The organism is Pseudoalteromonas sp. TAE56 (assembly GCF_000497955.1).
Taxonomy (GTDB): domain Bacteria; phylum Pseudomonadota; class Gammaproteobacteria; order Enterobacterales; family Alteromonadaceae; genus Pseudoalteromonas.
The window spans coordinates 21,384-40,550 of the sequence record NZ_AUTN01000103.1; the positions used below are offsets into that span (position 1 = coordinate 21,384).

The window sequence follows — 19,167 nt, forward strand, 5'->3', positions numbered from 1 at the left end:
TTTTATGTTGTTATAATTAATACTAGCAGATGCTTAAAGACATGGCGTAAATGTTACAGCCTAAATTGCTCGCCTAAGTAAACATCGCGTACTGTTTTATCATTTAATACGTGTTCTGGAGTACCTGATGCAATCAGCTCCCCATGAGAAACAATGTAGGCTTTTTCACAAACATCAAGGGTTTCTCTTACGTTATGGTCGGTAATTAATACTCCAATCCCACGATTTTTAAGATGTTCTATTATTTTCTTTATATCTAATACTGAAATTGGATCAACACCAGCGAACGGTTCATCCAGTAATATAAATTTAGGATCTGCTGCCAGCGCACGTGCTATTTCGACACGACGACGTTCGCCACCTGATAATGCCATACCTTGGCTATCGCGAATGTGTTGTATGCTAAATTCATCTAATAATTTATCGAGTGTATCTTCTCGAGTTTGTTTATTTAGCTCTTTGCGCGTTTCTAAAATAGCCATTAAGTTTTGATAAACAGTTAGCTTTCTGAAAATTGAAGACTCTTGCGGTAAGTAGCCTATGCCTAATCTAGCACGACTATGCATAGGTAAAAGAGTAATATCGTTATCATCTATCGATATTTTACCTTTATCGCTAGGCACAAGGCCTACAATCATATAAAACGTGGTTGTTTTGCCTGCGCCGTTAGGGCCAAGTAAGCCAACAATACTGCCCGCTTTTACTTCAAGGCCAACGTTTTTTACAACTTCACGGCCTTTATAGCTCTTTGCTAATAGTTCTGCTTTTAATGTGCTCATGGTTGACCTTTGTCGCTTTTTTTACTTTTTTTAGTTTCAATGGGTACTAAAATTGTATGAACGCGGTCAGTTGAGTTTTCATCTTTTTCGGCACTGATTAGCTGTTGCTCAATGTCGTAGGTAATGCTTTTAGCATTTATTTTTTGTCCTGCTTGCGATACCTGTGCATTACCAACAAGCGTTAAAAAACGCTTAGATACATCGTAACGTACTTCGTCAGCACTGGCGCTCATAGTCGTGCCGTCTGATTGCTTCTCTTCAAAGTGGGCAGGGCTACCAGTGGCAATTAATAATTGCTTATTATCACCAAGTTCATCGCGTTTATGTACTTCGAGACGGTCGGCTGTAATACGGCGGTTACCGTGAATAATTTCAACGTTTTTCTCAAAAATCCCGACATTAGCTTTTAATTGACCTTCTTGCTTATCGGCGCTTATTGATATTTGATTTGCAGCAGGCTGTGTATTTGGCTCTGCAGCACTGCTATTAAATGCTAGTATAAGTGTAGGAATAATAAGTGATTTTAATATTTTATTGGTCATAATATATGGTTCGCGTATGGTTAATTAGTTTTATCACTTCGGTTTTTAAGTCGGCTTCTAGGCCTTTGCCGGTGATTTTTAAATTGGGTCCAGTGATGATAACGGGTTGCTCCGAGCGCATTGTTAATAGCTTTATATCTACCTGAATATTATCAGCATTGATTTTGTCTATCATGGCGTTATCGGTTAAGTTTTTGGCAACCACATTACCTTCTAAAATTAATTGTTTGTCTTCGTATAATGTTGCTTCGTCTGCATTTATTTGCCACGTTTGCTTTTCGTTATATAAAGTAAAAATGGGTTTTTCAAAAAACGTGAAACCTAATTGCTGATATAGTTCCATTTTAGCCGCAGTTACTTTGTGGCTGATTGTACCTTGTTCGTCATAGGCTGTTTGTTTGAGTTCAATGGCTATGTAATCAGGCTTGGCAATAACTTCAGGCTCAGTCTGAGGCAAAATATTTGGTTGTGTAAAATAAGGGTACCAAAGCCAAACCATACAGCTAATGAATAAAACGCTTAATATTATGCGCGCTGCATTCATGAACTAGTGCCTTGTGTAGTCAACGCTTTACCATTTTCAAGCATAAGTAAGTCGGTGAGCTCTCTTACTGCACCAAAGCCGCCAGGCATTTGCGTTACATAGTGTGATAAACGTTTAATAAGTGGATGGGCATCATTTACTGCAACAGCAAAGCCGACTAATTCCATAACGGGCATGTCAGGGCCATCATCACCGATATAAGCAATTTGTTCATCGCTAAGGTTGAGTTTGTCTTTTAATTCTTGATAGGCAATGAGCTTATTTTCTTGACCTTGATAAATATGCTGTACGGTTAAGCTGCTCATACGTTGTTGCACTATTTGTGAATGACGACCAGTAATTACAGCCACTTCAAAGCCACTGTTTATAAGCGCTTTAATGCCAAAACCATCTTTTGTATTAAATGCTTTTAGCTCTTCACCTTGATTACCAAGATAAATACGGCCATCAGAAAATACACCATCAATATCGCATATAAGTAGCTTTACTTTTTTAGCGCGTGCTTTTGCATCATCGCTCAGCGGTTGATAGAGTTCTTCAAATTGCATTTATAACACTCCTGCTTTTAATAGGTCTTGCATGTTTAATGCGCCAATAGGTTGGTTTTTCTCATTGACGACGATTAAGCCATTTATACGTTTGTGTTCCATAATATTAAGCGCTTCAGCGGCTAAAATATCTTGTGTAGCCGTAGTACATGACTTAGTCATAACAACATCTATTTGTGTTGTATGAATATCAATTCTTTGCTCTAAAATACGACGTAAATCGCCATCGGTAAATAATCCCACGAGCTGCTGATTTTCATCAACAATGGCTGTCATGCCTAAACCTTTGGCGGACATTTCAATAAGGGCGTCTTTAACTGTTTGTGAAACGCTAATAATAGGTGTATTTGCGCCACCGTGCATAACATCTTTTAAAGTAAGCAGTAAGCGCTTGCCTAAACTACCACCTGGGTGAGATAGCGCGAAGTCATCAGCTGTAAAGCCGCGGGCTTCTAATAGTGCAACTGCCATGGCATCGCCCATCGCAAGCGTTGCAGTGGTGCTTGATGTAGGAGCTAGACCCAATGAACAGGCTTCTTTTTCTACTTTAATACACACATGTACATTAGCAAGGGTCGCCATGGTTGATTGCGTATTGCCAGTCATCGATATCATTTTGGCACCAAGTCGTTTTAAAACCGGAATGATATTTAAAACTTCGCTGGTCTCTCCTGAATTAGAAATAAGCATAACCACGTCATTTTTAGTGATCATACCTAAATCACCATGACTTGCTTCACCAGGGTGAACAAAAAATGCAGGGCTGCCAGTACTCGCAAGAGTGGCCGCGATTTTATTGCCAATATGACCTGATTTACCCATGCCAATGACAATAATACGGCCTTCGCAGTCGTACATTAATTGGCACGCGTTATTAAAATTCTCATCTACATATTGTGCAATATCACTAAGTGCTTGGCGCTCAACATCTAAAACGCGAAGACCTTGTTCAATAAAATTTAGCGTTGCCATCATTTACCCTACTTGACTAAAAATATACCCTTGGTAACCCAAAAACGCTATTAGCAATAAGCCGCCTTCTACTCTATTGATACGTTGGGTGCCTCTAAAGTTCAATGACATAATAATAAGAGCAAGTGTTGCACCAATCATAATTAATACGTCTCGACTTACTAATGATGGGTCAATGGCAGAAGGGTTAATGATACCTGCAAGTGGTAATACCGCTAGAATATTAAATATATTTGAGCCAACAATATTACCTAGTGCTAAATCATCTTCATTTTTAAGTACACCAGCTACCGAAGCTGCAAGCTCTGGCAAGCTAGTACCAATGGCAATAATTGTTAAGCCAATGACTAAGTCGCTTAAGCCGAAGTATTTTGCAATGTCTACAGCTGAACCTATTAAAAAATGAGAGCTAACAGGTAGGAGTATCATGCCTATAACTAACCAAAATATCGCTTTTTTTGTAGGTACATCGTTAGGTACGTCGTCGCAGGCTTCTGAGACAAATGGGTCATCTTGGTTTTTTGCACGCATAGACACAATAATTAACCCACCGATGAATACGATAAAGCCAACTAAAAGTGCAACACCTTCATTAAATGAAAAGTAGTTATCCGAAAAGACATACCAAGTAGCAAGAGATACTAGCATTACCAATGGCATTTCGCGTTTTAACGTACTAGATGAAACTGAAAGAGGGCGAAATAGAGCTGTAATACCTAACACAAGTAAAATGTTTGTAATGTTAGAGCCAACAGCATTACCGACGGCAGTGTCGGTTTTGTTAGCCAGAGCGGCAGAGGCTGAAACCATCATTTCGGGGGCTGATGAGCCCATAGCTACCACGGTTAAACCAACAATAAGTGTAGGTACACCAAAGTTTTTAGCAAGAGCCGCAGCGCCATAAACAAACCTGTCTGCACTCCAAACAAGAGCTGCAAAACCAAGAATTAAAATAACAAACGAGGTAACCATTGTGTTAAGCCAGTTATACAAAATACGGATGGCGCGAATAGTAACAAAAGCCAAGATGAAAGTATAAATAAAAGAGTAAGGTCAACTACGTAACAATGCTGCTTTTAAACAGCTAATTTAAAAATTTAAGCCGGGGTTAAGCTGTTTTGAGCGAGTCTTATAATCCTTTTCATGGATGTATTACAAAATCTTACGAATTGTTTTTTCCATCTTTGACAAAAAAGCTTTAAAATAGGTGCACTAGTGAACATTTTTATGGAGAGCGACTTGTCGCAATCAATAGTAGAAGTCAAGGATGTTAGCTTTTCGAGAGGCAATAGAACTATATATAAAAATATGAGTTTTAGCGTTCCTAAAGGTAAAATTACTGCGATCATGGGGCCAAGCGGAATTGGCAAAACCACTATGTTGCGTTTAATTGGTGGTCAGCTTAAACCCGATTCAGGTGATATTTTATTTGAAGGTGGCAGCATTCCTAAAATGTCTCGTAAAGAGTTATACGAAGCACGTACTAAAATGAGCATGCTTTTTCAAAGTGGTGCGCTGTTTACTGATATGTCGGTATTTGACAATATTGCGTTTCCTATAAGAGAGCACACAAAGCTAAGTGAAGACCTTATTCGATTAGTTGTATTAATGAAGCTGCAAGCGGTAGGGCTACGTGGCGCTAAAGATTTAATGCCCTCTGAGTTATCAGGCGGTATGGCAAGACGTGCTGCACTTGCGCGCGCTATAGCACTTGATCCAGAGCTAATCATGTACGATGAGCCATTTGCAGGACAAGACCCTATTTCGATGGGCGTATTGGTTAAGCTAATTAAGTCGCTTAACGAGGTATTAGGTTTATCGTCTTTAATTGTGACGCATGATGTGACAGAGGTAATGAGTATTGCCGATCACGTTATAATTATCGCTGATCAAGGGGTAATTGGTTGTGGTACCCCAGATGAAATGCGTAATCACGAATCTCCTTTAGTTCAACAGTTTTTAAAAGGCTTGTCGGATGGTCCGGTACCATTTCATTTTCCGGCTCAAGCTTATGCAGACGAGCTGCTTGGAGAAAAAGCATAATGTTGGATTTATTTCAAAAGCTAGGGCATAAAACGCTAGGACGCTTTGCGGCTCTCGGTCGTTCAGCTTATATGCTGTTTAGTGCATTAGCGCATGTTCCTAATTTTAAAAAAGGCACACCGTTACTTGTTCGCCAGCTTTATATGGTGGGTTCGCAATCGTTACTCATTATTATGGTGTCGGGTTTGTTTATCGGCATGGTATTGGCTTTACAAGGTTACACCGTATTAGTTGGTTATGGCGCTGAGGATAGTTTAGGGCCGTTAGTGGCACTGAGTTTATTGCGAGAACTGGGCCCGGTTGTTACTGCATTACTGTTTGCAGGACGCGCAGGCAGCGCATTGACTGCTGAAATTGGCTTAATGAAAGCAACAGAGCAGCTTTCATCACTTGAGATGATGGCAATCGATCCGCTAAAACGTATTATTGCACCACGCTTTTGGGCGGGTTTTATAAGCATGCCATTGCTTGCCTTGATATTTTCAGCCGTAGCAATCATAGGCGCTCATTTAGTGGGTGTAGATTGGCTGGGAGTTGATACAGGTAGTTTTTGGTCAATCATGCAATCACAAGTGTCGTTTCAGCAAGACATACTAAACGGTATTATTAAGAGTTTTGTATTCGCCATAGTGGTGACCTGGATTGCGCTTTATAAAGGATATGACTGTGTGCCGACCTCCGAAGGGATCAGCAAAGCAACCACCGAAACGGTTGTTCATTCGTCATTAGCAGTTTTAGGTTTTGACTTTATTTTGACAGCGGTAATGTTTACCAGCTAATAGGGTATAGATAATGAATTCACGGAAATTAGAAATTTTAGTTGGTTTTTTTGTAGCACTTGGCATTTTAGCGTTTGCGATGCTTGCACTTAAAGTTGCCAATTCAGGTATTAGTGGCTCTGGCGAAACATATACGCTTAATGCCAAGTTTGAAAACATTGGCTCGTTAAAAGCGCGTGCACCGGTAAAAGTAGGTGGTGTTGTAATTGGTCGTGTTGAATCAATTTATGTACACCCACAAGAGTTTTTACCAGTGGTAAACATGACCATTGATGCACAGTATTTATGTCGTTTTTCAGACACAAGCTCAATCTCTATTTTAACGTCGGGTATTTTAGGTGAGCAGTACTTAGGTATTCACCCTGTCATTTCTCCAGATTCAGCTAAACAACGTTGTTTAGGCGAAACAGTGACTGAAAACAAGCAAGATGAAGCAATTGACGATTTGTTTGGTGTGGAAAGTAAAGCACTAGGTGATGGCGATTCAATTACTGATACTAAGTCTGCCATTGTACTTGAAGAATTAATCGGGCAGTTTTTATTCAACCAAGGTAGTGAGTAATTATTATGTTGAAAAAGTTTTTAGCTATTGTAGCAATTGGCACAATGACGCTAACTCAAAGCGTAAGTGCAGCAGATGTTAAATTGGTTGATCCAAATAAAATGGTACGCCAAGTTGCCGATAATACATTTGCACGTATTAAAAAAGACCAGCCATTAATTGTTAAAGATCAAGAGCATCTTCGCGTAATCGTTGAAGAAGAATTAATGCCTTATATCGACTACAAATATGCAGCACTTCGCGTACTAGGTAGTGAGGTATCTAAAGTACGTGCAATTACCGACGAAGCTGAAAAAGCCAAAGCAATTAAAGAAATTCAACGCTTTATTGGTGTATTTAGAGAGTACTTAGTTGCAACTTATGCTGGTGTATTCACTCAATATACAAACCAAAAAGTTGAGTTTGGTGCCGAGCAAGCATTTAAAGGCAAAGACGTAGTTGTTGTTAAGACTAAAATTATTGAAGACGGTAAACCTGATATCAGAATCGATTTTAAAGTACGTGAAGACCGCGACGGTGAATGGCGCGCGTACGATATGATTGCTGAAGGTATTAGTTTACTAGATGCAAAACAAAGTGAACTACAAGGTATTTTGCGCCAGCAAGGTATTGATAATGTAAGTAACCTTTTAGAGCAAAAGAGTCAGCTACCAGTTCAGTTTAGAGGCAGTAACTCGAATGACTAAATTGGCAATAAGCCAAGTTGATGGACAACATTTTCGAGTAAGCGGTGAGCTTACTCGAAATTCAATTGGCGATGAGCAGCTTCTGAACAACAAGTTATTAACTAAGCATAAAATCATCTATTTCGACCTAAGTGGAGTATCAAGGGTTGACACAGCGGGCTTAGCTTGGTTAATTCACTCTTTTGCAGAATTAAAGCAGCAAGGCATTCGCCTTGAATTGCAAAACCTACCTGAGCAATTGCAAAATTTAATGCAATTGGGTCAGGTTACAACCCTATTTGAGTGAGAGTTATGGAAACTAGCCAAGTCGAAACATTATTACGCGAAGAACTTCAATTAGCTGAAGTACATGTAAAAGCCAATGGTAGCCATTATGAAGTTGTTGCAGTAGGCGAATGCTTTGACGGTTTAAGCCGAGTTAAAAAGCAGCAGCTAGTCTATGGTCCATTAATGAATACAATTTCAGATGGCACAATTCACGCAGTATCTATTCGTGCATTTACTCCTGTAGAGTGGAAGCGTGAACAAAAATTTATTTTACCGCAATAAATAGGGCCTCTTAATGGATCAATTTGTAATTCAAGGTGGTACTTCACTTGCTGGTGAAGTGACTATTTCTGGCGCTAAAAATGCCGCACTTCCTATTTTGTTTGCTTCATTATTAGCTGATGGAAAAAGTACATTTACTAATGTACCGCGCCTTCGCGATATAGTGACCACTGAAGCCTTATTAAAAACTCTAGGTGCTGATGTTAATTGGCACGGCGATACGCTAGTGATTGACGGCGCAACGGTTAATAAAACATTAGCGCCATACGACTTAGTTAAGCAAATGCGTGCCTCTGTACTTGCATTAGGCCCTTTAGTCGCACGTTTTGGTGAAGCTCAAGTGTCTTTACCTGGAGGGTGTGCTATTGGTGCTCGTCCTGTTGATATACATATTCAAGGTTTAGAGCGCATGGGCGCGGTAATTAACGTTGAAAATGGTTATATTAATGCCAAGGTAAACGGGCGCTTAAAAGGCGCTGAAATCTTTATGGAAATGGTAAGCGTAGGCGCTACTGAAAACCTCTTGATGGCAGCTGCTCTTGCTGATGGCAAAACCATACTTGATAATGCTGCTCGCGAGCCCGAAATAATTGATTTAGCTAATTGCTTAATTGCAATGGGCGCTAAAATCACAGGTGCAGGAACCAGCCGCATTGAAGTTGAAGGCGTTGAGCGTTTAGCAGGATGCGAGCACAGTATTTTACCAGATAGAATTGAGACTGGTACATTTTTAGTCGCTGCAGCAATGGCTGGCGGTGAAGTACTTTGTAAAAACACTGACTTTCACTCCCTTGAGCCTGTAATTGAAAAATTACGCGCAACCAATGCACACCTAGAGGTGAATAACGACAGTATTTATCTTGATATGCGCGGCCGAGAACTAAGAGCCGTTAATATTAAAACAGCCCCACACCCAGGTTTTCCTACGGATATGCAAGCTCAGTTTACAGCATTGAATGTAGTAGCAAATGGTAGTGCGACTATTACAGAAACGATTTTTGAAAACCGTTTCATGCATGTACCAGAGTTACAGCGTATGGGCGCTAATATTCGTTTAGAAGGACATACCGCAATTTGTGGTGAGACTGAAAGCTTAACGGGTGCGCAAGTGATGGCAACCGATCTACGCGCTTCAGCTAGTTTAATTTTGACGGGTATAGTGGCTCAAGGTGAAACGGTCGTTGATCGTATTTATCACGTTGATAGAGGTTATCAGCGCATTGAAGATAAGTTAAGTGCGTTAGGTGCAAATATTAAACGTAGAAGTAGCTAAGTAGATACTTAACTAATTACACTATTTTGAAAAAAAAGGTCGGATATGCGAATTGCTATCCGGCCTTTTTATTGACGATTTATGCAGGTTGGTATTATTCTTTATTAAAGCTTTGTTTCAAGCTCAGCTACCACCACCATGATTTTTTCTATTTTCCCATCTCTGTAAAGCTCAAACTCTATTTCTTTACCGGGCTCTGTATTACCTATTTCTTCCAGCACTTTTTGTGGGTTTGCTACCGAAAGGCCTGCAATTTTAATAACGATATCTTGCTCTTCAATGCCCGCTTGCCATGCTGGACCCAAAGGGTCTAAATTAGTAATTCGCATGCCCGTAACGGGAGTTAGGCTGTCGTTGACTTCTTTACCGGTACTATCTACTGCTGTGCCTTCGAAGCCTAGATAGCCACGTACAACACGACCATGACGAATGAGTTTTCCCATTACTTTTTTAGCAAGCGAGTAAGGCACCGCAAAGAATATTCCTTGAATATTCAGATTCTCACGCGTTTTAAACTGCGCAGAGGTAATACCGACTAAATCACCATTGGAGTTAACTAATGCGCCGCCAGAGTTGCCCACGTTAATAGCCGCATCCATTTGTAATAAGTTATTGTACGGACTGTCTGTAATCTTTTGCTTACCCGTTGCGCTAATGATGCCTTGCGTGATTGTTTGACCTAAATTAAGCGGGTTACCTATAGCAAGTACCACATCGCCTACGCTCGATACATAGCTATCATCGACAGGAATGACCGGAAGGTGATCTGCATTTATTTTAAGTAAGGCTAAATCAGTAATGGTATCAAAACCAATTAGCTGCACATCAAAAAAGCGTCGACCATCGGTTAGAATAACCATAATTTGATCTGCGTTATTAACAACATGGTAGTTAGTAAGAATATAACCGTCTTGCGACATGATGACGCCAGAGCCTAGCTCTTGTACTGTGTTTTTTCTTTTATAACGGGGTTCTTTGGAAATGCTTTCTGAAAAAATAGTAACCACAGAAGGAGCTGCTCGTTTAACTGCATCAGAAAAACTCAGGTGACCCGCACTCATAGCGCTTGGTAGGGGAACATTTGGAAGTAAGGCCGCTCGCATATTAGGGCTGAAAAAAACCACTAAAAAAGCAATACTTAGGCCTGCAAATAAAGGGGGAAGAATAAATTTTATTAGTTTCAGCACGATTTTCTTATTATGTAAGTGAGCAATCTCTTTATGATGACATAAAAAAAATAACAGCGGCAAGTGCCACTGTTATTTTTATTACATTAATAGTGTGATTTATTACTGAATTAAAATAAATATGGACTCACGACCACGCTGCACGCCAAGTACTATATTACCTTTTGTACTATCTATGATTTTATTCATGTCGCGAATCGTTTCAACTCGCTGACGATTCACTTGCATAATAATATCACCCTCTTCAAGGCCAACACGGGCAGAAGGTGAGCGAGGATCTACAGAAGTAATCTCAACACCTTTATTGCTATTTTTTTGCACGTTTTCAAGCGTCGCGCCTTGGAATGCGGGGTGTAGTTCTTCGCCTGTCGCTGTAACACCAGATGCACCATCAAGGGTTACTTTTACTGTTTTAATTTTACCATCGCGGTAAATGCCTAATTTTATCTCGCGGCCTTCACCGAGCGTAGCTATTTTGCTGCGTAGTTCGTGGAACCCACTAATATCGCCACCGTTAATGCTAACAATGACATCACCAGCTTCAATACCTGCTTTACTTGCGGCAGTGTCGTCCATTACTTGCATTACATAAGCACCTTGTTTGACATCAAGTTGCTGTGCTTTTGCAAGTCCTGCATCAAGTGGGCGACCAGAAATACCTAGCGAGCCTCGACGTACTTCACCATGTTCAATAATTTGATCAACTAGATTTTTCATCATATTAGATGGAATGGCAAAACCAATACCCACGTTGCCGCCAGAAGCACCTAAAATAGCAGTATTAATACCAATCAACTCACCATTTAAGTTAACTAATGCACCGCCAGAGTTACCTTGGTTAATAGCTGCATCGGTTTGAATGAAATCTTCGTAACCTTCAATGTTTAAACCACTACGGCCAAGTGCACTAACAATACCTGATGTTACTGTATGGCTAAGTCCAAATGGATTACCAATCGCGACCGCAAAGTCGCCCACTCGTAAACTATCTGAGTTTGCGAGTTTTATTTCAGTTAAGTCATCGGCGTCTATTTGTAAAAGAGCGATATCAGACTCAGTATCAGTACCAATCTTAGTTGCTTCAAATTCACGGCCATCTTCAAGGGTAACTACCATTTTTTCAGCATCTTGAATAACATGATTATTAGTTACCACATAGCCTTCATCGGCATTAATAATTACCCCTGAGCCTAAACCACTAAATTGGCGTTTTTGGCTGCGGGGCTGCTGTTGTCCAAAAAAGTATTCGAGTGGATCTGCACGGCGGCGTACTTCTTTAGAGCCTGAAACTTGGATACTTACAACACCAGGAGATATTTGCTCTAGCATGGGAGCAAGAGTAGGTAGTTGTTGACCATTTACTGCAATTGGCATTTTTGCATAAGACGCTACAGGACTCATTAATAAGCTTGTAGATAGAATAGCTGCGCTGATAAGTGATAATTTCATTTTCATAGTCAGGGATAACTCCACTTAAGGTAAAGCAAAAACCAAAAAGGGCTACTTTACAGCAGCCCTTTTTGGTTTGTTAAGATAAAACAACAAAGCTGTTATATCTAAAGACTATGGGGTCTAAAAAAAGTTCATCAAGATGCTTTAGAATGTTCTGAAACTTTATTTTGACCTGCAAATAAACCAGATTCACCCGATACATAATCAGCGGGTTGCGCTGCGGCTGAAGAGCGATCTGCACGACGTTCTTTTAAAGACGCCTGTAATTGCTCAGTAGTTTCTTTAGAAAAGAATGGTTCCGCTGGTGCTTTATTTCTATCTTCTAGAAGAACCTGGTTTGTTTCTTCAACGTGACTAAGCAATTGGTCATAGTTTTCTTTCAGTTTATTTACGAGCTTACCCGTATTTGCTAAATGATCAGCGACATCTTGGCGATACTGCTCTAATGCGTTTTCAGCTTGCTCAGCCTGTTCTTTTAATTCATCTTGTTTGAACTGTTTTTTAGTAACAAATGCACCAATAAAAAATGCTACTACAGCAACAATAACAACCAAACCTACCCACATAACTGTGCCCATAAAAACTACCCCTTTGGGAAAATAACTAACGAATGCTTGATTCAATTATAAATCATACTAAGTGTAATATACCCCGAGTTATGATGCGTGTTAATATACTTTGCAAATTAAACTGTGTTTTAACTGTAAATAGATATGACTCCTTGGCAAACATACCAACAAGACTTGAAGCGAGATGACTTTGTACACGACGCAGCACAAGAAAATGCTGTGCGCCATTTACAACGTCTGTACGATGACTTAACTCAGGCAAAGCCTGCACCAAAAGGTTTTTTTGCTAAGTTATTCAGCAAAGATGAACCAGCGCCTATAAAAGGTTTGTACTTTTGGGGTGGAGTAGGGCGTGGTAAAACTTATTTAGTTGACACTTTTTACGAATCACTACCGGGCACTCGTAAAATGCGCGTGCATTTTCATCGGTTTATGCACCGAGTGCATAATGAGCTTAAAAAACTAAACAATACGGCTAACCCATTAGAAAAAATAGCCGACATTTTCAAAGCAGAAACAGACATAATATGCTTTGATGAGTTTTTTGTTCAAGACATTACCGATGCCATGCTGCTAGGTGGATTAATGGAAGCGCTATTTGCACGGGGTATAGTACTTGTTGCTACCTCTAATATAGTGCCTGATGAGCTTTACAGAAATGGCCTGCAGCGTGCACGCTTTGTTCCTGCTATAGAACTGGTTAAGCTTAATACAGAGATAGTTAATGTAGATTCAGGTATTGATTATCGATTACGTACCTTAGAGCAAGCCGAAATTTTTCATAGTCCGTTAGATGAAGATGCAGATAAAAACCTATTTGAATACTTCGATAAGCTATCGTCAGAGCCTGGACAATTAGATGAGCCGATAGAAATAGAAGGGCGAAAAATCAAAACGCGAAAAGTAGCTAAATGCGTTGTGATGTTTGAGTTTAGTGAATTATGCGAAACGCCTCGTAGTCAAGTCGATTACATGGAAATTAGCCGCCTATATAATACGGTTATTATTTCTAACGTAAAACAACTTGGGCAGACTAATGATGATGCCGCTAGACGTTTTATTGCTTTAGTGGATGAATTTTATGAGCGTCACGTAACTTTAATTATATCGGCTGAAAAACCTATTACCGAACTTTATACTCAAGGTAATTTAAACTTTGAATTTAAGCGCTGTATAAGCCGTTTGCAAGAAATGCAATCTTTAGAGTATTTAGCTAGAGAGCATTTGGTCTAAAAAAGTAGGCAAAAGTGTAATAGGTTAGCTATTAAAAATAGGAGGTATGTATATAGTACTTCTTATTTATGAAATTTCTTGTGGAAAAAACAACCGGCGAGTAGCAATGTGTTTTAAGTGCTGGTATACTCCCGCGTCTGCCACGTTGCGTTCTATGCCCTCATATAGTCTAGCCACTTGTGAGCGGCGCAAAAGTCTAAAACTCGAAGGGGTTATAGCAAACTTAGAGCAGTAGTTAATATTAACTACTTGTGGTTTTAATTGAAAAACATTGGATTTTTATAAATGAAAACGTTTGTTGCTAAACCAGAAACAGTAAAACGTGACTGGTACGTAGTTGACGCTGAAGGTAAAACTTTAGGTCGCATCGCTACTGAAATCGCTCATCGCCTACGCGGTAAGCATAAAGTTGAATATACACCGCACGTAGATACTGGTGATTACATCATCGTTATCAACGCTGAAAAAGTTACTGTAACTGGTAACAAATTCAAAAACAAAGTGTACTATTCACACTCTGGTTTTCCAGGTGGTCTTAAGTCTACTACTTTTGATAAACTTCAAGCTGCAAAGCCTGAAATGATCATCGAGAAGGCTGTTAAGGGCATGTTGCCACGTGGTCCTTTAGGCCGCGCTATGTACCGTAAACTTAAAGTTTACACAGGTACTGAGCACAACCATGCTGCACAACAGCCTCAGGTTCTAGACATTTAAGGAGCACCATCATGGCAAATCAATACTACGGTACAGGTCGTCGTAAAAGTTCAAGTGCTCGCGTATTCTTACGCCCAGGCACTGGTAACATCGTAATCAACAAACGCTCTCTTGAAGAGTATTTTGGTCGCGAAACAGCACGCATGGTTGTTCATCAAGCTCTTGAGCTAGTTGATATGACTGAAAAATTTGACCTTTACATCACCGTTGCCGGTGGTGGTACAACTGGTCAAGCTGGTGCTATCCGTCACGGTATCACTCGTGCACTTATGGAGTTTGACGAATCATTACGTCCACAACTTCGTAAAGCAGGTTTTGTTACACGTGATGCACGTAAAGTTGAACGTAAGAAAGTGGGTCTTAAGAAAGCGCGTAAGCGTCCACAGTTCTCAAAACGTTAATCTATACGTTATCAAGAATTCAAAAACCCAGCTTATGCTGGGTTTTTTGTTTTCAAATCAAAATGTTTACATTTTCAATTTACTATAAATTTGTTTATTGCGACTGCCATACAAGGTGATTGCAGCAATTAATGATGATCAAATTTATTAATAACTGCGTATTAATCGAACGAAAGTTAAAAAATACTCAGATAGCTGCAAAAAAGTTAAATAATTATCGTAATTAGTTTAAATCCATCAGTTAATTGGTGGAATTTTTTGCTACAATTGTCCGGTAAGTAAAATGAGCGGTTTAACAACACTATGTACAGTTTTTACTGTTTCCTCTTAGTGATGTTGATCTTGGTCAGTATATTGTTTTTACAGAAGCGTTATTATAGTCGTTCGGCTTTATTCTCGAGCTAGCTTAATCAAATTTTTGATCAAGTCAGGTTTATTCGAGCATGGGGCTTTGAATAACCTTGTTTTAATCAAGGGTTTTAATTATGATCGCTTCTATTTTAAAAATTTCGAATAATTAACCTGCTGTAACTGATGTTCTCAATATAGCAAGTGTTGAGAATCATAGTGGAGATAAGTGGATGAGCAATGCGCCTGTAGACAATGGCCGACGTCGCTTTTTAACCATAGCTACCTCTGTTGTAGGTGGTGTTGGTGCGGCTGGGGCTGCTGTTCCTTTTATTGCGTCTTGGAATCCAAGTGAGCGAGCTAAATCTGCGGGTGCGCCTGTAGAAGTAGATATCAGCAAACTTGAACCGGGACAATTAATACGTGTCGAGTGGCGTGGTAAACCTGTATGGGTTGTATCACGTACCCCAAAAATGCTTGAGCAGATGAAAGAACATGAAGGTCAACTTCGTGATCCACAATCGCAAGAGCCACAACAATTAGAATCATCAACAAATGATTACCGTTCATTACGTCCAGAAATCTTTCTGGCTGTAGGTATTTGTACGCATTTAGGATGTTCGCCAGGCTTTTTACAAGGTAACTTTGGTGAAAAAGTAGAAGGGACTGATGACGGTTTCTACTGCCCGTGCCACGGTTCTAAATTTGATATGGCTGGCCGTGTATTTCAATCGGTACCTGCACCATTAAACTTAGAAATACCACCTTATACTTTTCTAGATGAAACCACTATTTTAGTGGGCGAAGAAAGAGGGGTAGCCTAATGTTTGGTAAGATTATTGGTTGGATAGACGACCGAATCCCAATGACACGTGTTTGGAACATGCACATTGCACAGTATCCAGCACCTAAAAACTTTAACTTCTGGTACTTTTTTGGCTCTCTAGCCATGTTAGTACTAGTAAACCAAATCCTTACAGGTATTTGGTTAACGATGAACTTTGTTCCATCTGCTGAGGGCGCATTCGCCTCGGTAGAGTACATCATGCGTGATGTAGAATATGGCTGGTTATTACGTTATTTGCACTCAACAGGTGCATCGGCGTTTTTCATCGTTGTATATATGCATATGTTCCGTGGCATGATCTACGGTTCTTATCAAAAACCACGTGAGTTACTGTGGTTATTTGGTATGTTTATTTTCTTAGCGCTAATGGCTGAAGCATTCATGGGGTATTTATTACCATGGGGACAAATGTCATTCTGGGGCGCACAGGTAATCATCTCTTTATTCGGGGCTATTCCGGTTATTGGTGATGACTTAACACTTTGGATACGTGGTGACTACGTTATATCTGGTGCAACGCTTAACCGCTTCTTTGCATTACATGTAATTGCACTACCACTGGTTATTGTAATCTTAGTTTTCTTACACATTGTTGCTCTACACGAAGTGGGTTCAAACAACCCTGAAGGTATTGAGATTAAACGTAAGAAAGGCTCTGTAGCTGAAGAAGATAAGCCTAAATTTAAATTTCACGAGTATTACACTGACAAGAAAGATATTGTTGATGCGATACCGTTCCACCCTTACTACACAGTTAAAGATATTGTGGGTGTGGTTGGTTTCTTAATATTGTTTTGTTGGGTTGTGTTCTTTATGCCTGCGATGAATGGCTTCTTTTTAGAAGGTCCTAACTTCGAGGCAGCTAACCCACTTAAAACACCTGAGCATATTTTCCCGGTTTGGTACTTTACGCCATTCTATGCAATCTTACGTGCAATCCCTGATAAGTTAATCGGTGTTGCGGCGATGGGTGCATCAATTGTGGTACTTGCGTTACTACCTTGGGTAGACCGTGGTAGAGTTAAATCGGTTCGTTACCGTTGTGGTTTCCATAAATGGAACATTGCAGGTTTTGTTGTAACTTTCGTTCTTTTAGGTTGGGTGGGTGCAACTCCTCAAACTGATCTGAAAACGATTATTTCTCAAATCTGTACTGTGACTTACTTTATGTTCTTCGTACTGTTATTTGTATACAGTAAGAACGAAAAAACTAAGCCATTGCCAGAGAGGTTAACGAAATGATGAAGAAGCTACTTATTGGTTTATTTGCTTTATCAGTAAACTTGTTACCTAACATGGTTATGGCAGCGGGTCCGTCGGTTCCTTTAATGGAGGCGAATAACGACCTTACTGATCAAGCATCTTTACAGCGCGGTGCAAAGTTGTTCATGAACTACTGTCTTGGTTGTCACCAAATGCAGTATCAACGTTATGAACGCACTTTTCGTGATATAGGTATCCCAACAGAAGTTGGTTTAGAACAGTTGATTTTTGACGGTTCTAAAGTAGGTAGCCATATTACTAACGCGATTACAAAAGACGATGCAGCAAAATGGTTTGGTGCGGCTCCGCCGGATTTAACTCTAATTGCGCGTGTAAAATCACCAGATTATATTTACACGTACTTAAAATCGTTTTATAAAGATGAATCTCGCCCGTTTGGGGTTAACAATATTGTTTTCCCATTAGTAGGTATGCCTCATGTTCTTCAAGAACTACAAGGTTTACCAACGCCTATTACTAAAGAAGTAGAAGAACATGGACACACAGTGACCAAAGTTATTGCTACTGAAACAGATGGTACGGGTGAATTAAGTGTAGATGAATACGACCAAGCTGCTCGTGATTTAACGAACTTCCTTGAATACGTGGGTGAACCTTCACGTCTTGAATCGGAAGCGCTAGGTATTAAGGTAATAGGATTTTTAATCATCCTGTTTATCTTGGCATTTATGCTTAAGAAAGAATACTGGAGAGATGTTCATTAGGTTGAACATTTTTAAAGGTAATTTTGCAATAGGGGCTTAAGCCCCTTTTGCTGTTTTAGTTATTTAATGGAGGTATAGGCATGGCCGTAGCTGCCAATAAGCGCCCTGTAATGACCCTTTTTTCTGGTGCTAACTGTATGTATAGCCACCAAGTACGTATTGTACTTGCGGAAAAAGGTGTAAGTGTAGATATTCATTTGGCTGAAAAAGATAACTTGCCAGAAGCACTTCACGAAATTAACCCTTACGGTACAGTGCCAACACTGATTGACCGTGAGCTTGGTTTATATCAGGCAAACATCATCATGGAATACCTTGATGAACGTTTTCCTCATCCTCCACTAATGCCTGTTTACCCGGTAATGCGTGGTCGTAGCCGTTTAATGATGCATCGTATTGATACTGACTGGTACAGCCTAGCTGACAAAATCAGTAACAACACATCAGATGCGGCCCAAGCTCGTAAAGAGCTAACAGAAGCATTACTTGCTGTAGCACCTATTTTTAGCGAAGCACCTTACTTTATGAGTGAAGAGTTTAGCTTAGTAGATTGTTATTTAGCTCCACTATTGTGGCGTTTACCAGAGTTTGGTATTGAGCTTAATGGTGCAGGTTCTAAAGAGCTTAAAGAGTACATGATCCGTTTATTTGAACGTGAGTCATTCCAAGCCTCTTTAACTGAAGCTGAGCGTGAGATCCGTTTATAATGACGCCTAATCGTCCTTATTTATTACGTGCTTTTTTTGATTGGATAGTCGATAACGAGTGTACACCGCATTTAGTGGTAGACGCTGGATTTGCAAATGTACAAGTGCCAACACAATTTGTTCAAGACGGACAAATTGTTTTAAACATAAGTCCATCAGCGGTCACACAGTTTTCGTTAGACTTAACCCAACTTAGCTTCAATGCGCGCTTTGGTGGTCAGCCAATGCAAGTGTATGTACCTCTAGGTGCTGTGCTTGCAATATACGCGCGTGAAAATGGCGAAGGAACAGTCTTTACCGCAGATGAGTTTTTAGAGGACGAAGACGATTTTGTGCCAGAGCTTGAAAGTGTTGAGTCATCAGTTGAGTTTACCGATGAAACATCACCAGAAAAGCCTGAGAAGAAAAAAGGCTCTCATTTACGCGTTATTAAATAATAAGTAA

At 39.9% G+C, this 19,167-nt stretch carries 24 protein-coding genes; 15 read left to right on the forward strand and 9 right to left on the reverse strand.

The features are described from left to right. Positions 1-53: 53 nt before the first annotated feature. Genes lptB through L656_RS0111090 form a run of 6 tightly spaced genes read right to left on the reverse strand, consistent with a single transcriptional unit; the run spans position 54 to position 4,357 of the window. The gene (gene lptB, locus L656_RS0111065; protein ID WP_024599256.1) at positions 54-779 is read right to left on the reverse strand and encodes an LPS export ABC transporter ATP-binding protein; all 726 of its coding nucleotides are present in this window, start codon (positions 777-779) and stop codon (positions 54-56) included. Then, the gene (lptA, locus tag L656_RS0111070; RefSeq protein WP_024599257.1) at positions 776-1,321 is read right to left on the reverse strand and encodes a lipopolysaccharide transport periplasmic protein LptA; all 546 of its coding nucleotides are present in this window, start codon (positions 1,319-1,321) and stop codon (positions 776-778) included. Before lptA ends, lptB begins: the two co-directional genes overlap by 4 nt. Further along, the gene (lptC, locus tag L656_RS0111075; protein ID WP_024599258.1) at positions 1,311-1,865 is read right to left on the reverse strand and encodes an LPS export ABC transporter periplasmic protein LptC; all 555 of its coding nucleotides are present in this window, start codon (positions 1,863-1,865) and stop codon (positions 1,311-1,313) included. The genes lptA and lptC overlap by 11 nt, the downstream gene beginning before the upstream one ends. Continuing rightward, positions 1,862-2,413, reverse strand: a complete 552-nt coding sequence (gene kdsC / locus L656_RS0111080) for a 3-deoxy-manno-octulosonate-8-phosphatase KdsC (RefSeq protein WP_007580311.1) — start codon at positions 2,411-2,413, stop codon at positions 1,862-1,864. The genes lptC and kdsC overlap by 4 nt, the downstream gene beginning before the upstream one ends. After that, positions 2,414-3,385: a KpsF/GutQ family sugar-phosphate isomerase gene (locus L656_RS0111085; protein ID WP_024599259.1), complete on the reverse strand. Its 972-nt coding sequence runs from the start codon at positions 3,383-3,385 to the stop codon at positions 2,414-2,416. Between the two features lie 3 nt (positions 3,386-3,388). Further along, positions 3,389-4,357, reverse strand: a complete 969-nt coding sequence (locus L656_RS0111090) for a calcium/sodium antiporter (protein ID WP_024599260.1) — start codon at positions 4,355-4,357, stop codon at positions 3,389-3,391. A 255-nt stretch (positions 4,358-4,612) separates the two neighbouring features. On the opposite strand from L656_RS0111090, the gene L656_RS0111095 reads away from it, so the two are divergent. Genes L656_RS0111095 through murA form a run of 7 tightly spaced genes read left to right on the forward strand, consistent with a single transcriptional unit; the run spans position 4,613 to position 9,277 of the window. After that, complete coding sequence (locus L656_RS0111095) at positions 4,613-5,428, forward strand: ATP-binding cassette domain-containing protein (protein ID WP_076915496.1); 816 nt, start codon at positions 4,613-4,615, stop codon at positions 5,426-5,428. Next, complete coding sequence (gene mlaE / locus L656_RS0111100; protein WP_002957949.1) at positions 5,428-6,207, forward strand: lipid asymmetry maintenance ABC transporter permease subunit MlaE; 780 nt, start codon at positions 5,428-5,430, stop codon at positions 6,205-6,207. Before L656_RS0111095 ends, mlaE begins: the two co-directional genes overlap by 1 nt. 13 nt (positions 6,208-6,220) lie before the next feature. Beyond that, complete coding sequence (gene mlaD / locus L656_RS0111105) at positions 6,221-6,769, forward strand: outer membrane lipid asymmetry maintenance protein MlaD (protein WP_002957950.1); 549 nt, start codon at positions 6,221-6,223, stop codon at positions 6,767-6,769. A 5-nt stretch (positions 6,770-6,774) separates the two neighbouring features. Further along, positions 6,775-7,455 (forward strand): MlaC/ttg2D family ABC transporter substrate-binding protein, encoded by a 681-nt coding sequence (locus L656_RS0111110; protein ID WP_024599261.1) that lies wholly within the window; start codon positions 6,775-6,777, stop codon positions 7,453-7,455. Continuing rightward, positions 7,448-7,741, forward strand: a complete 294-nt coding sequence (locus tag L656_RS0111115) for an STAS domain-containing protein (RefSeq protein ID WP_024599262.1) — start codon at positions 7,448-7,450, stop codon at positions 7,739-7,741. The genes L656_RS0111110 and L656_RS0111115 overlap by 8 nt, the downstream gene beginning before the upstream one ends. A 5-nt stretch (positions 7,742-7,746) precedes the next feature. After that, complete coding sequence (locus tag L656_RS0111120; RefSeq protein ID WP_002957953.1) at positions 7,747-8,004, forward strand: BolA family protein; 258 nt, start codon at positions 7,747-7,749, stop codon at positions 8,002-8,004. A 13-nt stretch (positions 8,005-8,017) separates the two neighbouring features. Next, a complete protein-coding gene (gene murA, locus L656_RS0111125) occupies positions 8,018-9,277 on the forward strand; it encodes a UDP-N-acetylglucosamine 1-carboxyvinyltransferase (RefSeq protein WP_024599263.1) in 1,260 nt (419 codons plus the stop codon). A gap of 104 nt (positions 9,278-9,381) precedes the next feature. Here murA and L656_RS0111130 read toward each other — a convergent pair whose 3' ends face one another. The 3 genes from L656_RS0111130 to L656_RS0111140 form a co-directional block, all read right to left on the reverse strand. Next, entirely contained in the window at positions 9,382-10,464 is a 1,083-nt protein-coding gene (locus L656_RS0111130) for a trypsin-like peptidase domain-containing protein (RefSeq protein WP_024599264.1), read from the reverse strand. A 102-nt stretch (positions 10,465-10,566) separates the two neighbouring features. After that, positions 10,567-11,919 (reverse strand): Do family serine endopeptidase, encoded by a 1,353-nt coding sequence (locus L656_RS0111135; protein ID WP_024599265.1) that lies wholly within the window; start codon positions 11,917-11,919, stop codon positions 10,567-10,569. A 131-nt stretch (positions 11,920-12,050) separates the two neighbouring features. Next, a complete protein-coding gene (locus L656_RS0111140; protein WP_024599266.1) occupies positions 12,051-12,494 on the reverse strand; it encodes a YhcB family protein in 444 nt (147 codons plus the stop codon). A 135-nt stretch (positions 12,495-12,629) separates the two neighbouring features. Here L656_RS0111140 and zapE point away from each other — a divergent pair, with 135 nt between their 5' ends. The 8 genes from zapE (at position 12,630) to L656_RS0111180 (ending at position 19,160) form a co-directional block, all read left to right on the forward strand. Next, positions 12,630-13,718: a cell division protein ZapE gene (gene zapE / locus L656_RS0111145; RefSeq protein ID WP_024599267.1), complete on the forward strand. Its 1,089-nt coding sequence runs from the start codon at positions 12,630-12,632 to the stop codon at positions 13,716-13,718. A gap of 285 nt (positions 13,719-14,003) precedes the next feature. Then, on the forward strand, positions 14,004-14,432 hold the full coding sequence (gene rplM, locus L656_RS0111150) for a 50S ribosomal protein L13 (RefSeq protein ID WP_007378318.1): 429 nt from the start codon (positions 14,004-14,006) through the stop codon (positions 14,430-14,432). A gap of 8 nt (positions 14,433-14,440) precedes the next feature. Beyond that, positions 14,441-14,833: a 30S ribosomal protein S9 gene (rpsI, locus tag L656_RS0111155; protein WP_024599268.1), complete on the forward strand. Its 393-nt coding sequence runs from the start codon at positions 14,441-14,443 to the stop codon at positions 14,831-14,833. Between the two features lie 581 nt (positions 14,834-15,414). Next, positions 15,415-16,005 (forward strand): ubiquinol-cytochrome c reductase iron-sulfur subunit, encoded by a 591-nt coding sequence (petA, locus tag L656_RS0111160; protein WP_024599269.1) that lies wholly within the window; start codon positions 15,415-15,417, stop codon positions 16,003-16,005. Next, entirely contained in the window at positions 16,005-17,270 is a 1,266-nt protein-coding gene (locus L656_RS0111165) for a cytochrome b (protein WP_007378320.1), read from the forward strand. Before petA ends, L656_RS0111165 begins: the two co-directional genes overlap by 1 nt. Continuing rightward, entirely contained in the window at positions 17,267-18,016 is a 750-nt protein-coding gene (locus L656_RS0111170) for a cytochrome c1 (protein ID WP_024599270.1), read from the forward strand. Before L656_RS0111165 ends, L656_RS0111170 begins: the two co-directional genes overlap by 4 nt. Before the next feature lie 80 nt (positions 18,017-18,096). Then, a complete protein-coding gene (sspA, locus tag L656_RS0111175) occupies positions 18,097-18,723 on the forward strand; it encodes a stringent starvation protein SspA (protein ID WP_002957965.1) in 627 nt (208 codons plus the stop codon). Then, positions 18,723-19,160, forward strand: a complete 438-nt coding sequence (locus tag L656_RS0111180) for a ClpXP protease specificity-enhancing factor (protein ID WP_024599271.1) — start codon at positions 18,723-18,725, stop codon at positions 19,158-19,160. The genes sspA and L656_RS0111180 overlap by 1 nt, the downstream gene beginning before the upstream one ends. The last annotated feature ends 7 nt before the right edge of the window (positions 19,161-19,167 follow it).